14 protein-coding genes are annotated in these 12649 nt (G+C 69.3%); 6 read left to right on the forward strand and 8 right to left on the reverse strand.

Going from position 1 to position 12649, the window contains the following annotated elements:
• Positions 1 to 120: 120 nt before the first annotated feature.
• From lexA to EV278_RS03235, 5 genes are all read right to left on the reverse strand, one after another.
• Positions 121 to 822 (reverse strand): transcriptional repressor LexA, encoded by a 702-nt coding sequence (lexA, locus tag EV278_RS03215; RefSeq protein WP_132086605.1) that lies wholly within the window; start codon positions 820 to 822, stop codon positions 121 to 123.
• Positions 823 to 1069: 247 nt separating this feature from the next.
• Entirely contained in the window at positions 1070 to 1618 is a 549-nt protein-coding gene (locus EV278_RS03220; protein WP_132086607.1) for a YcxB family protein, read from the reverse strand.
• A 71-nt stretch (positions 1619 to 1689) separates the two neighbouring features.
• Complete coding sequence (gene trpC / locus EV278_RS03225; RefSeq protein ID WP_132086609.1) at positions 1690 to 2478, reverse strand: indole-3-glycerol phosphate synthase TrpC; 789 nt, start codon at positions 2476 to 2478, stop codon at positions 1690 to 1692.
• Entirely contained in the window at positions 2475 to 3503 is a 1029-nt protein-coding gene (gene trpD / locus EV278_RS03230; RefSeq protein WP_132086611.1) for an anthranilate phosphoribosyltransferase, read from the reverse strand. The genes trpC and trpD overlap by 4 nt, the downstream gene beginning before the upstream one ends.
• A 3-nt stretch (positions 3504 to 3506) precedes the next feature.
• The gene (locus EV278_RS03235) at positions 3507 to 4103 is read right to left on the reverse strand and encodes an aminodeoxychorismate/anthranilate synthase component II (RefSeq protein WP_056750160.1); all 597 of its coding nucleotides are present in this window, start codon (positions 4101 to 4103) and stop codon (positions 3507 to 3509) included.
• 128 nt (positions 4104 to 4231) lie between these two features.
• Here EV278_RS03235 and EV278_RS03240 point away from each other — a divergent pair, with 128 nt between their 5' ends.
• From EV278_RS03240 to EV278_RS23895, 4 genes are read left to right on the forward strand one after another with little or no spacing between them, the layout of a single operon-like run.
• The gene (locus EV278_RS03240) at positions 4232 to 4906 is read left to right on the forward strand and encodes a hypothetical protein (protein WP_132086613.1); all 675 of its coding nucleotides are present in this window, start codon (positions 4232 to 4234) and stop codon (positions 4904 to 4906) included.
• On the forward strand, positions 4893 to 5513 hold the full coding sequence (locus EV278_RS03245) for a DUF488 domain-containing protein (protein ID WP_243692059.1): 621 nt from the start codon (positions 4893 to 4895) through the stop codon (positions 5511 to 5513). The genes EV278_RS03240 and EV278_RS03245 overlap by 14 nt, the downstream gene beginning before the upstream one ends.
• Entirely contained in the window at positions 5510 to 5950 is a 441-nt protein-coding gene (locus tag EV278_RS03250; RefSeq protein ID WP_132086617.1) for a DUF488 domain-containing protein, read from the forward strand. Before EV278_RS03245 ends, EV278_RS03250 begins: the two co-directional genes overlap by 4 nt.
• Before the next feature lie 37 nt (positions 5951 to 5987).
• Entirely contained in the window at positions 5988 to 6194 is a 207-nt protein-coding gene (locus EV278_RS23895) for a hypothetical protein (RefSeq protein ID WP_019847545.1), read from the forward strand.
• A 12-nt stretch (positions 6195 to 6206) separates the two neighbouring features.
• Here EV278_RS23895 and trpE read toward each other — a convergent pair whose 3' ends face one another.
• Entirely contained in the window at positions 6207 to 7742 is a 1536-nt protein-coding gene (gene trpE / locus EV278_RS03260) for an anthranilate synthase component I (protein WP_132086619.1), read from the reverse strand.
• Positions 7739 to 9712 carry a peptidylprolyl isomerase gene (locus tag EV278_RS03265; protein ID WP_132086621.1) on the reverse strand — a complete coding sequence of 658 codons (1974 nt, stop codon included), beginning with the start codon at positions 9710 to 9712 and terminating at the stop codon, positions 7739 to 7741. The genes trpE and EV278_RS03265 overlap by 4 nt, the downstream gene beginning before the upstream one ends.
• A 159-nt stretch (positions 9713 to 9871) precedes the next feature.
• Here EV278_RS03265 and tpiA point away from each other — a divergent pair, with 159 nt between their 5' ends.
• Positions 9872 to 10633 (forward strand): triose-phosphate isomerase, encoded by a 762-nt coding sequence (gene tpiA, locus EV278_RS03270; protein ID WP_132086623.1) that lies wholly within the window; start codon positions 9872 to 9874, stop codon positions 10631 to 10633.
• A 792-nt stretch (positions 10634 to 11425) separates the two neighbouring features.
• Here tpiA and EV278_RS03275 read toward each other — a convergent pair.
• Entirely contained in the window at positions 11426 to 11944 is a 519-nt protein-coding gene (locus EV278_RS03275; RefSeq protein WP_132086625.1) for a GNAT family N-acetyltransferase, read from the reverse strand.
• 152 nt (positions 11945 to 12096) lie between these two features.
• Between EV278_RS03275 and secG the strand changes: the two genes are divergently transcribed.
• On the forward strand, positions 12097 to 12645 hold the full coding sequence (gene secG, locus EV278_RS03280) for a preprotein translocase subunit SecG (protein WP_132086627.1): 549 nt from the start codon (positions 12097 to 12099) through the stop codon (positions 12643 to 12645).
• Positions 12646 to 12649: the final 4 nt, after the last annotated feature.

Raw genomic sequence — 12649 nt, forward strand, 5'->3', positions numbered from 1 at the left:
GCGGCAGGCCCCCTCCGGCCCTTTGGGCCACCTCCCCCAGAGGGGGAGGAGCCACGCTGTGCGAGCTGCTCCCCCTCCGGGAGAGCTGTCGGCGAAGCCGACGGAGGGGGTTTTCACCCCCTAATGATACCGCCGGATCAGCCCCACCAGCTTGCCCTGCACCTCGACCTGGTCGGGGCCGAAGATGCGGGTCTCATACTTGGGGTTGGCGGCTTCCAGGGCGATCGAGCCGCCCTTCTTGCGCAGGCGCTTGAGAGTGGCTTCCTCGCCGACCAGGGCCACGACGATCTCGCCGCTGTTGGCCGTGTCGCCCTTCTTGATGATCACATAGTCGCCGTCCAGGATGCCGGCCTCGATCATCGAGTCGCCCTGAACCTCGAGCACATAGTGCTCGCCGCCGCCCAGCATGGTTTCGGGCACCGGCAGGCGCTCGCGCTCGTGCTGGATGGCGTCGATCGGGGTGCCGGCAGCGATGCGGCCCAGGATCGGCAGCTCGCGGGTGTTGTCGGCGGCGATCGGCGCCGGCGCGGCCGGAGCCTGGCCGCCGCCCTCCAGTACCTGCGGCTTGAACGCGCCGCGCCCCTTGGGCGGCGCCGCGGCGGTGGCCTGCTGCGGCAGCTTGACCACCTCCAGCGCCCGGGCCCGGTGGGCCAGGCGGCGGATGAAGCCGCGCTCTTCCAGGGCCGTGATCAGCCGGTGGATGCCGGACTTGGACGCCAGGTCCAGCGCCTCCTTCATCTCGTCGAAGGAGGGGGAGACGCCGGTCTCCTTGATCCGTTCGTGGATGAACATCAGCAGCTCGTGCTGCTTGCGCGTCAGCATGTCCGGCCTCGCCAGTCGTCGCGGAACAAACCGCAAACCTCTGTGAATGTTCTCTAGGTGTTCTTCGTTGATGTCAAGTTAACGGTGTTCTCCGGGCGAACGGGCGAATTCCTAAGGAAATACAGGCGCTCGCGTGGACGGAAGAGTGCGGATTCCGATAGCAAGGCGGCCCGGAGGGAGAATCAGCAGGGATCGGTCGGCGCCATGTGACCGTCCGGGGCGCGACTCTCGCCGGACACGCTTCGCGCTATTCGCCGATGACCCTTGTCGCGTCCGGACTTCTCGCACGCGCCGCGTTCGTCATCCGCGACATGGCCTCGGCGATGAAATCGCGTTCGGCCTGGGGCGTTGTGAAGAAGCGTCGCGGAAGCACCATGGCGCTGCTTTGAACCAGGAAAACCCAATATTTGCGGGTTTGATAGAGGTCCGTGACGCAGGGCCAACGGGCGGTCATCGTCAGGTCCGCCAGGTCATAGACCAACGCCTCGGGCGTCAGGCGGAGCGTAAGCGACTGCTCATAGGCCTGTCCGCGCTTGGCCAGGGCTTTGCGCATCGAAGGACCCGCCAGCATCTGGATAACCAGCAGGCCCACGCCGAGGCCGAGGACAGCGAACTCGACCGACATTGCCGCTGCGAGCCAGGATCCGGACGTCCATGCCCCAACAGGGATGCCGACGGCCAAGATGCAGGCGATGAGGATGACCTTCACCTGCCGCGGCGACAGACCCCGGCGAGCCTTGATATAGGCTAGGGCGGTCGTACTTTCCCCGACGGCCAGGACGCCTGTCGCTTCCATCTATTCCCCCTGGATCCGCTCCCAACCCCTTTGCGGTCCTTCCGGCGACCGATCCGGTCGCCGTGGGACATTCATCCCAGCAACGTCCGCGTCGCCGCCGCCACGTCCGCCTGCCGCATCAGGCTCTCGCCCACCAGCATCGCCTTGGCGCCGACCGCCTCCATCCGCACCACGTCGTCGTGGACGAACAGGCCGCTCTCGGTGACCAGCAGGGCGTCGGCGGGCGCCTGGGCGGCCAGGCGTTCGGTGACGGCCAGGTCGACCACGAAGCTCTTGAGGTCGCGGTTGTTGATCCCGACCAGGGTGGAGCCCAGCTTGGCGGCCCGTTCCATCTCGGCCTCGTCGTGCACCTCGACCAGGGCGTCCATGGAAAGGCGCGCGGCCTCGGCCATCAGGTCGGCGGCCAGAGCGTCGTCGATCATCGCCAGGATCACCAAGATGGCGTCGGCGCCCAGGGCGCGGCTCTCGGCGACCTGCCAGGGATCGACCAGGAAATCCTTGCGGATGCAGGGCAGGGCGACCGCGGCGCGGGCGTCGATCAGGTAGCCGTCGGCGCCCTGGAAGCTGGGGCCGTCCGTCAGGATCGACAGGCAGGCCGCGCCGCCCTCGGCATAGGCGCGGGCCAGGGCCGGCGGGTCGAAGTCGGCGCGGATCAGGCCCTTGGACGGCGAGGCCTTCTTGATCTCGGCGATCAGCGACAGTTTGCCCGGCGCGTGATGGGCCTCCAGGGCCGCCTTGAAGCCGCGCGGGCTGCTGGCGGCGCGGGCGGCGGCGTCGACCTGGGCGAAGGTCCGCCGGCGCTTGCGGTCGGCGACGTCCTCGCGCTTGTAAGCGGCGATCCGGGCGAGAATGTCGGTCATGCGGAGACGGTTTCGCTGTTGGTGGCGGCGATCAGGCCGGCCAGGGCCGCCTTGGCGCGGCCGTCGTCGAGCACCGCGCCGGCCAGCTCGACGCCCTCGCGCAGGGTCTCGACCCTGTCGGCCACCAGGAAGGCGGCGGCGGCGTTGAGCATGACGATGTCGCGGTAGGGGCCGACGGCGCCGTCCAGCAGGGCGGTCAGGGCGGCGGCGTTGTAGGCGGGCTCGCCGCCGGTGATGTCGGCCAGGGCCGCGCGCGGCAGGCCGACGGCCTCCGGGGTGATGGTGAACAGGCGCAAGGCCCCGTCGCGCCATTCGGCGACCTCGGTCTCGCCGGTGGTGGTCAGCTCGTCCATGCCGGCCCCGTGCACCGACCAGGCCCGTTCGGCCCCCAGCGCGCCGAGGGCCTTGGCCACCGGTTCGACGAAGCGATGGGCCGAGACGCCGACGACCTGGCGCCTAGCGCCGGCCGGGTTGGTCAGCGGACCCAGCAGGTTGAAGATGGTGCGGAAGCCCAGCTGCTGGCGGATCGGCGAGACGTGCTTCATCGCCCCATGGTGCGACTGGGCGAACAGGAAGCAGATGCCCGCCGTGTCCAAGGCATGACGCTGCTGGGCCAGGCTGGCGTCGATATTGACCCCCAGCGCCGCCAGGACGTCGGCGGTGCCCGACTTGCTGGTGATCGCCCGGTTGCCGTGCTTGGCCACCTTCAGCCCCCCGCCCGCGGCCACGAAGCCCACGGCGGTGGAGATGTTCAGGGTGTGCAGGCCGTCGCCGCCGGTGCCGCAGACATCGACCACGTTATACGGATGGTCCAGGTGGATGGCGGCGCGGCGCATGGCGCGGGCGCAGGCGGTGATCTCGCCGACCGTCTCGCCGCGCAGGCGCATGGCCGTGACCGCCGCGGCCACCTGGGCCGGGGTCGGCTCGCCGCGCAGGCAGGCGGCGAAGAAGGTCTCGGCGTCGTCCTCGTCCAGGGTCTGGCCGTCGGCCAGCTTGGCCAGCAGGGGCTTGAAGGCGTCCGACATCGCCTAGACCCAGATCGCCGCGTCGCGCTGGACCTTGGCCAGGTCCAGGAAGTTGGCCAGCAGCTGGTGGCCGCCCTCGGTGGCGATGGATTCGGGGTGGAACTGCACGCCGTAGACCGGGCGGGTCTTGTGCTGCACGCCCATGATCTCGCCGTCCTCGGTCCAGGCGGTGATCTCCAGGTCGTCGGGCAGGGTGGCCTTGTCGACCGCCAGGCTGTGATAGCGGGTGGCGATGAACGGGTTGGGCAAGCCCTTGAACACGCCCTGGTCGTTATGGAAGATCTTGCTGGTCTTGCCGTGCATCACTTCTTTGGCGCGGATCACGTCGCCGCCATAGGCTTGGCCGATGGCCTGGTGGCCCAGGCACACGCCCAGGATCGCCAGGTCCTCCGGCGCGCCGCGCAGCAGCGGCAGGCAGATGCCGGCCTGGTCGGGGGCCTTGGGCCCGGGCGACAGCAGCACCGCGTTCGGCCGCAGGCCCAGGGCCTCCTGCACCGACAGGTCGTCATTGCGGTGCACGACGGTGTCGGCCCCCAGCTCGTTCAGATAGTGGACGAGGTTGTAGGTGAAGCTGTCGTAGTTATCGATGACCAGGATCATGACGCCGCCTTTCGCCGCTTGCTTCTAGGGGCAACCACGCCGCAGGCCAAGCCATCCGATGTTGCGCGGCCAACATGACTCGCCATAAGATTGTTCGCTCAGCTTGAACTTTCTCATGGATTGCGCGCGTGAGCTTCAAGGTCGTCGTCACGGAAGTGACGATCTACAACCGTTCTCAGCGGTGCGTGGCGGGTTTCGACCTCGAACGAGCGGTCATGATCCGTCCTGAACCTAAGGCCGGAGCCTTCTGGGAAGCCAAGTTCTGTGGCGCCAACACCACCTTTCATCCTGGGCACCTGCTGGAATTCGACGGTGTTCGTCCCGAGACCAAGCTGCCTCACAATACCGAGGACATTGTCGTTCGCGGAAAGGTACGTGAACTGAGCAAGCTGGAAGGCGAAGCCTTCAGGCAGGTTCTCCGGCGCGCGGAGGCGCTGTCGCCGGAAAAGGTGTTCGGGAAGGATCTCAAGTTCGACGGCGGCAAGGCCTATGTCCCGCCAGGCGCTCATTGCGGCTCGCTGTCTGGCCTGTCGATCGACGCCGCCCGGATCAGACTGGTCGATCAGATCTACAAGGAGGATCACAAGCTTCGCGCGGAACTGGCGCTCGACGGCCACCGACTAAATCTCAGCGTCGGGGCGAAGGATTTCAGGCAGGCGTTCGATAAGCAGGGCTTGGCGGGGGCGAGCGCATTGCTCCCGAAACGAGGATTGGCTCACGTTCGCCTAGGTCTCGCGCGCGCCTGGGACGTTACTCCGGATCGATGCTATCTTCAGGTCAATGGAATCTATGCCCTCCAATGAGCCGCGCATTCTGACGGTCGGCCATTCCACGCACAGCTGGGACCGTTTCCAGGCCCTGCTGAACGCGGGCGGCGTGACGGCGGTGGCGGATGTCAGGACCAGTCCCTGGTCCAGGCACACGCCGCAGTTCAACAAGGACGTGTTGGCCGAGCGGCTCAAGACGATCGGCGTGGCCTATGTCTTCCTGGGCGACGCCCTGGGCGGACGCCCGTCCGAAACGCGCCTGTTCGAGGACGGCGTCGCCGACTACGAGGCGATGGCTGGAGAGCCGGCTTTCAAGGCTGGGCTGGATCGGGTTCGCAAGGGCGCCGAAACCCATGTCGTAGCGATGATGTGCGCCGAGCAGGAGCCATTGGACTGCCATCGTTGCTTGCTGGTTTCCCGGCAGCTGCGCGCGTTGGGCTCGGCGGTGGCCCATATCCTGCCGGACGGGCGGATCGAGGCGCACGAGCAGACGGAGCGTCGCCTGCTGGTCTGCGAAGGACTGGATCACGAAGACATCTTCGAGAGCCCGACCGATCGGCTCGACCGCGCCTATCGGCAGCGGGCCCGCAAGGTGGCGTTCGCCGAGACCGTGGCGGAGACCCCGTTGGGAGCGGTCGGGTGACGGATGTCGCGACGATCGGTTTCACCCAGACCACGGCCAAGGGCTTCTTCGAACGCCTGCGGTCGGCGGGGGTGCGTTCGGTGATCGACGTGCGCCTGCACAACACCTCGCAACTGGCCGGTTTCGCCAAGGCCGACGACCTGGCCTTCTTCCTCGGCGAGATCGGCGGCATGACCTATCGCCACGAACCGTTGCTGGCGCCGTCAGACGACATCCTGAAGGCGTTCAAGCGCGACAAGGGCGACTGGCGCGTCTACGAGACCAGCTTCCTGGCCCTGATGGCCGAGCGGCGGATCGAGGCGCGGCTGAGGCCCGAGCAGTTGGACGGCGCCTGCCTGCTCTGTTCGGAAGCCGCGCCGCATCACTGCCACCGGCGACTGGTCTGCGAGTATCTGAACCGCAAGTGGGATGGCCAGCTGCGGGTGCGACATCTGTGATCTCGCCTCGGGGCGAGTCGCCGGGCATGCTGTCGCCATGGACCTTGCTGATTCCGCGCTCGACACCGCCGCCCTGGCCTATGCCCGGGCCCTGCTGCGCAAGCCGGCGCGCCGGCAGAAGATGGGGCCGGTGCTGGCCGCGGCCGCCTTCGCGGCGCTCAGCGCCGTGACCTTCGCCGCGGTGATGGTCATGGCCCCGCCGGCGGTCGTCCAGCACCTGCCGTCCGACCGCCTGGGCGAGTAGAGCAAAGGCTGGCTAGGCGAACCGCCAGGCCTCTTCGGCCGCGCGCTTCAGGGCCCGCGACTTGTGCAGGGTCTCGTCGTACTCGGCGTCCGGGTCGCTGTCGGCCACGACGCCGCCGCCGGCCTGGACGTACATCATGCCGTCCTTGACCAGGGCCGTGCGCAGCACGATGCAGGTGTCGACCGAGCCGTCGGCGCCGATATAGCCCACCGCCCCGGCGTAGCCGATGCCGCGCTTCTCGACCTCCAGCTCGTCGATGATCTCCATGGCCCGCACCTTGGGCGCGCCCGACAGCGTGCCGGCGGGCAGGGCGGCCATCAGCACGTCGACCGGATCCACGCCCTCGGGCGCATCGCCCTCGACGTTGGAGACGATGTGCATCACGTGGCTGTAGCGCTCGATCTTGAAGCTGTCGGTCACGCGGACATTGGCGCGTTTGCCCTTGGCCGCCGGGTCGTTGCTTCCGGCGTGCTTGAGCATGGCCACGCGGCCCACGTCGTTGCGGCCCAGGTCCAGCAGCATCAGGTGCTCGGACCGCTCCTTGGGATCGGCCAGCAGTTCCTTCTCCAGCGCCAGGTCCTGCTCGGGCGTGGCGCCGCGCGGCCGGGTGCCGGCGATCGGCCGGATGGTGATCTTGCCGTCGCGCAGCCGCACCAGGATCTCGGGGCTGGAGCCGACCAGGTTGAAGCCGTCCAGGTCCAGGAAATACAGGAACGGCGACGGATTGGTCCGCCGCAGCGAGCGGTAGAGGGCGAACGGCTCCAGCGGGAAGGGCGCGCGGAACCGGTGGCTGGGCACCACCTGGAAGATGTCGCCGGCCCGGATGTACTCCTTGGCCTTCTCGACCACGACCGCATAGTCCTCGCGGCTGACCGGGGTGGTGAACTCGGCCTGGCCGTGGCTCTGGCGCGGGGCCGGGTGGGTCAAGGGACCGCGCAGGTCGGCCATCACGCTTTCGATCCGCCCGCGCGCGGCGGCGTAGGCCTCGGCGGCCGACACCCCGGCCTGGGGCCGGGCGGTGGTGACCAGGATGATCTCCTGGGCGATGGCGTCGAACACCGCCACGATCGACGGCCGGGTCATGATTCCGTCGGGCAGGCCCAGCGTGTCCTGGTTGACGTCCGGCAGGCGCTCGGCCAGGCGGACCATGTCGTAGCCCAGGGCCCCGAACACGCCGGCCGACGGCGGCGGCAGGCCGGCCGGCAGCTCGATCCGCGACTGGGCGATCAGGTCGCGCAGGCTGTCCAGCGCGCCGCCCGCCTGGGGCGTGAAGCGGCCGGCGGCGATGTCGTCGCCCTGGGCGATCTCGGCCTGGTCGCCGCGGCAGCGCCAGACGAGGTCCGGCTTCATGGCCACGATCGAATAGCGCCCGCGCCAGGCGCCGCCCTCGACGCTCTCGAACAGGAAGGCGTAGGGGCGGCCGTGGCCGATCTTCAGATAGGCCGAGACCGGGGTCTCCAGGTCGTCGATCAGCCGGGTCCAGACCACCTGCGGGCGGCCGGACTCGTAGACGGCGGCGAAGGCGTCGAAGCTGGGCTCCAGGCTCATTGAGCCAGACCCTTGGGAGCCTTGTCCTTCTTCGCCGGCGCCTTGCCGTCCTCGGCGGGGAGGGCGCTGGTGTCGACGCCGATCGCCTGGCGGGCCAGGGTCAGGTTGACCTTGGTCTTGAGCTGGGTCTTGGCGGCGTCCTGGGCGGCCATGCCGACGTCGCGCAGCAGGCCCTGCGAGGTCTGCGGGCGGGCGACCTCGGTGATCTGGGCCATCTGCTCGGGCGAACCGGGATGGATCTTCTCCACCAGGGCGACCAGGTAGCCGCCCTGCGGACCGCGGCTGACGAACGCCACCCCCGGCTTGGCCCCGAAGGCGCCCATCAGCAGGTCGCGGCCCAGGCCCTGGAACTGGCGGGCGTTCTGGCGGGTGATGTTGGGCACGCGCTGCACCTGGGTCTGGGCCGAGGCGGCCACGGCCTCCAGCGACTCGCCCTTCTTGACCCGGGCGACCAACTCGTCGGCCTTGGCCTTCATGCGCTGCAGCAGCTGATCCAGCTGCCATTGCTGGGCCAGGGGCGCGCGGATCTCGGCCAGGGGCGGCATGGCCGAGGGGATGACCTTCTCGACGCGGACGGCGAAATATTCGCCCTTGCCGGCCTCGATCAGCTCGCTCTCGCCGCCCGAGGGCAGCTCGAAGGCGGTCTTCAGGGCGTCCGGGGTCAGGCCGGCGGCGGGCTGGCCGGTCTGGTCGGCGCCGTTGGCGGCGATCGGCGCGGTGGTCATCACGAAGGCGCCGGCCTTGGTCGCCGCGTCGATCAGGTTGGCGCCGCCGTCGTGGGCGTCCTGATAGGTCTGGGTCTGCTCATAGGCCTTGGCCTGGGCGGCCTGGGCCTTCAGCTCGGCTTCGATGGCCGGACGCTGGGATTCCAGGCTGGGCGTGGTCGCCGGGCTGATCTTGGTCAGCTTGACCACCGAGACGCCCAGGTCGCCGTTGATCGGACCGCTGACCTGGCCGGCGGCCAGGGCGAACACCGCGTCGGCCACCTTGCGGTCGGGCAGGGCGGACTTGGGCTTGGAGTCGATCATCACCGGCTGCTTGCCGTAGGCGCTGGCGACGATGGCCGGCTGGTCGCCCTTGGCCAGGCGCTGGGCGATCACCGCGGCGGCCTTGGCGTCGGGGGCCACGATCTGGACGAACGAGCGGGTCTCGGCCGTGCCCAGGGTGTCCTTGCGGAAGTTGTAGGTCTTGACGATGTCGGCCTCGGGCACGGTCACCGAGTTCTCCAGGGCCTTGGCGCTGAAGCGGGCCACCGACAGCACCCGGGTCTCCGGACGGGTCAGCTGGGCGGCGTGCTCCTTCATGAAGGCCTGGAGCTGGGCGTCGGTCGGGGCGGCCGGCTTCTCGACCGTCGCGGGATTGATCGCGAAGGCGGCCAGGTCGCGGCCTTCCAGACCGTAGGCGGCCTGCAGGGCCGAATAGATGCGCGGGGCGCGCAGGCTGGAGGCCACGGCGCTGAACAGGTGGGTCTGGGCGATGTCGTCGCGCAGCGAGGCCTCGTAGCGGGCCGGGGTCAGGTCGTTCTGGGCCAGCAGGCGCTGGTACAGCGCGCTGTCGAACTTGCCGGTGATCGGGTCGAACGGACGCTGGCCCGGGGGCAGGCTGGCCATCTGCTCGCGCAGGGTGTCGCCCACCAGCTTGTCGGACGGGCGCACGCCCATCTTGCGGACCAGCTCGGCCAGGGATTCCTGCAGCGCCAGCTGGGTCAGCATCTTGCGGTCGACGCCCTGTTCCACCGCGACGTCGGGGGTGACGGTCTGGCCCTGGGCCTGCTGCTGCTTGCGGAAGGCCTCGAAGTGCGCCTTGAAGTCCTCCGGCGACATGTTCCGCGAGCCGGCCGCGATTACCCACTTGCCGGGGGGATGGCGGAACACGTCGCTGATGCCGAACACCGCGAAGCTGACGATGAGCAGACCAAACAGGACCACCGCGAACGGCGATTTGGCGAAGGAGCGGAAGCCGGCGAGCATGACTGGGAGAAACCTTCCTCGAAAATCGCGCGGATTCCACGCAGGGCGACGGAACGGACGCGAGTTGCGGGTATAGTAGAGCCCCGGGGCGCGGGGCAAGCGGCGGCACGGCGCAAGCGGCCTTGACTTCCGCCCCGCCAGGGGCCCCAAACCGGGCGCATGACCCTTTCGCTGACCACGCCCCGGCCGCTGATCGCCGGAAACTGGAAGATGTTCGGCCTGGAGGCCTCGCTCGACGAGGCCCGCGCGGTCGCCGCGGCGGTCGCCGCCAAGCCGCCCGCCGCCCGGGTCGCGATCTGCCCGGCCGCGACCTTGCTGCACCGGATGACCCAGGCCATGGCCGGCGAGGCGGTGATCGTCGGGGGGCAGGATTGTCATCCCGCCGAAGCGGGGCCCCACACCGGCGACATTTCGGCCGCCATGCTGGCCGACGCCGGCGCCCGGCTGGTGATTCTGGGCCATTCCGAGCGTCGCGCCGCCTACCAGGAAAGCGACGCCCTGGTCGCGGCCAAGGTCGAGGCCGCCCTGGCCGCCGGCCTGGAGCCGATCGTCTGTTTCGGCGAGACCTGCGACCAGCGCGACGCCGGCCAGGCCGAGGCGGTGGTCACCGGCATGGCCCGCGGCTCGCTGCCCGCCTCGCTGGCGGGACAGGCCTTCGCGGTGGCCTACGAGCCGGTCTGGGCGATCGGCACGGGCCGGACCCCGACCCCGGCCGACATCGAGCACGTCCACCGCGCGTTGCGGGCGGTGCTGGTCGAGCGGTTCGGCGACCACGGGGCCGGCGTGCCGATTCTCTATGGCGGCTCGGTGAAGCCCGACAACGCCCGCCAGATCCTGTCCACCCCCGAGGTCGGCGGCGCCCTGGTCGGCGGCGCCTCGCTGAAGGCGGCGGACTTCCTGGCGATCATCGCGGCGGCTTAGGGGCGGGGCCGCTGGGGACATGCGCTCACGGCAGGGAGTCGGTCGGTTTGCAGGGCGCCCCGCGTGAGTGCGCGTCCCCGGCGTCTGCTTTTGCGTATTCAACCTTCTCCCCAAATCCGCTCATCCCGGCGAAGGCCGGGACCCAAGCCGAGTCGGCCAACCGATCGCGGACGTCCCGTTCCGCCGCGCCCTGTCCGGACGGGCTGCTTGGGTCCCGACCTTCGTCGGGATGAGTGGACGTTGAAGGTTATGCTCGGGCTATCGGCGACAAACCCCAGCGATTTCAACGCTCTGAACTTTCTCGATCCCAATCGATCCTCACCCTTCCGAACCACCCTTATCCTGGTCTCACCTCGTCGCAGGGAAAGGGCGCATGGCCAGCGACCGATGCGGCGGCGGGGGGCGATCGAGCGGGACTGGGCTGGAGGGGGTTACTCCAGCGTGTCCGGGGAGCCTGGCGTTGCAGGACCCGCCCGCCGTCGGCGTCGAACGGGGACAAAGCGCGTGATTTGCCCATAGGCCCGCGCCCCCGGCGTCTGGTTTCTCCCGAAAGGGATCGAGACCGGGTCCGGCTAAGCGTTAACAGCGCTGCCCACCGGACGCTGGCGGAAAACGAGCGCGCGGAGCGATCGGGCTTCGTCGAAACGGTATTTATCAAAAGAACTCCGGACGATGTCCGGCGCTCCGCGACCCTTTCCATACGCTCAGCGAGAGATCGCGTGAGGACGCTAACACTTGCCCCCACCTGACCGCGAAGCGGTCCGTAGGGGGCAAGTGATCGCCGCCAGGAGCCTAGAACAACAACCCGTAAAGCCGGCAGTCGCGACGCTCGCCGTCGCGGTCGACATGGCCCTTCAGGTAGCCTTCCTGCTCGAAGCCCAGCTTCTGCAGCACCTTCTCGGCCCGGGAGTCGCCCACATGGGTGCGGGCGATCATCCGCTTGAGGCCCAGGGAGGAGGCGCAGTGGGCCAGCAGGGCGGCGGCGGCCTCGGTGGCGTAGCCCTGGCCCCAGCCGTCGCGGGCGATGATGAAGCCCAGCTCGCCGCGGTGATGGCGCCAGTCCAGGTCGACCAGCTCGCAATAGCCCAGGAAACGGCCCGTCTCGACATGGCGGATCGCCCAGTACAGCGCCCGGCGCTCCTCCATCTCGGCCACCTGGGCGGCGACCGTGGCCTCGACCTCGTCGGGATCCTCGATGGGGTCGCGATCCCAGTGCGCCATCACCTCCGGATCGCTGAGGAACGGGTAGAGGAGGGGAGCATCCTCGACGGTCATGGGGGCGAGGCTGAGGCGTTCGGTCTCGAGGATCATGCGCGAGGATGGATCCGATGTGGACGACGGGACGGGCTTGAGTGCGGCCGGTTCATCCCCAGCTATGGCGCGGGCTCGTCGCAAGTGATAGAGGGGCCGCTTCGTTTTTCGCGGCGGAAGCGTCCGTCGCCTGGCTCGAGATCGATTTCGACATGCTCATCGGCGTCCTGCTGACCATCAACATCATCGTTTGCATCGCGCTGATCGCCATCGTGCTGATGCAGCGTTCCGAGGGCGGCGCCTTGGGCATGGGCGGCGGCGGCGGCGGTTTCATGACCGCCCGCGGCGCCGGCGACCTTTTGACCCGCACCACCTGGATCCTGTTCTCGATCTTCCTGGTCATCAGCCTGGCCCTGACCATCCTGACTGGCCGCATGGGCGCCAGCAACTCGGTCGTCGATCGCCTGAAGCTGGACGGCCTGGACAGCAAGACCCTGAACGCCGCGCCGCTGCCGGCCGGTCCGACCGCGCCGGCCCCGACCACCTCGGCCCCGGCGACCACCGCGCCGTCGACCGCCGCCCCGGCCGCGATCGAGGCCCCGACCCCGACCATCAGCGCCCCGACCCCGACCGTCTCGGCGCCCAGGCCGGCCGCCTCGACCGCCAAGCCGCCGGCCAAGGCCGAGGCGAAGGCGCCCGCCGCCGCGCCGGTCCCGGTGATCAACGCCCCGGCTCCGGCCGAGCAACAGCCGGCCCAATAAGGGC

This window comes from Caulobacter sp. BK020 (genome assembly GCF_004342605.1).
In the GTDB taxonomy this organism is placed as follows: domain Bacteria; phylum Pseudomonadota; class Alphaproteobacteria; order Caulobacterales; family Caulobacteraceae; genus Caulobacter.

Coding starts and splice junctions, on each gene's coding strand:
- lexA (WP_132086605.1), bottom strand. CDS start 822: ATGCTGACGCGCAAGCAGCACGAGCTGCTGATGTTCATCCACGAACGG.
- EV278_RS03220 (WP_132086607.1), bottom strand. CDS start 1,618: ATGGAAGCGACAGGCGTCCTGGCCGTCGGGGAAAGTACGACCGCCCTA.
- trpC (WP_132086609.1), bottom strand. CDS start 2,478: ATGACCGACATTCTCGCCCGGATCGCCGCTTACAAGCGCGAGGACGTC.
- trpD (WP_132086611.1), bottom strand. CDS start 3,503: ATGTCGGACGCCTTCAAGCCCCTGCTGGCCAAGCTGGCCGACGGCCAG.
- EV278_RS03235 (WP_056750160.1), bottom strand. CDS start 4,103: ATGATCCTGGTCATCGATAACTACGACAGCTTCACCTACAACCTCGTC.
- EV278_RS03245 (WP_243692059.1), top strand. CDS start 4,893: ATGCCCTCCAATGAGCCGCGCATTCTGACGGTCGGCCATTCCACGCAC.
- EV278_RS23895 (WP_019847545.1), top strand. CDS start 5,988: ATGGACCTTGCTGATTCCGCGCTCGACACCGCCGCCCTGGCCTATGCC.
- trpE (WP_132086619.1), bottom strand. CDS start 7,742: ATGAGCCTGGAGCCCAGCTTCGACGCCTTCGCCGCCGTCTACGAGTCC.
- EV278_RS03265 (WP_132086621.1), bottom strand. CDS start 9,712: ATGCTCGCCGGCTTCCGCTCCTTCGCCAAATCGCCGTTCGCGGTGGTC.
- tpiA (WP_132086623.1), top strand. CDS start 9,872: ATGACCCTTTCGCTGACCACGCCCCGGCCGCTGATCGCCGGAAACTGG.
- EV278_RS03275 (WP_132086625.1), bottom strand. CDS start 11,944: ATGATCCTCGAGACCGAACGCCTCAGCCTCGCCCCCATGACCGTCGAG.
- secG (WP_132086627.1), top strand. CDS start 12,097: ATGCTCATCGGCGTCCTGCTGACCATCAACATCATCGTTTGCATCGCG.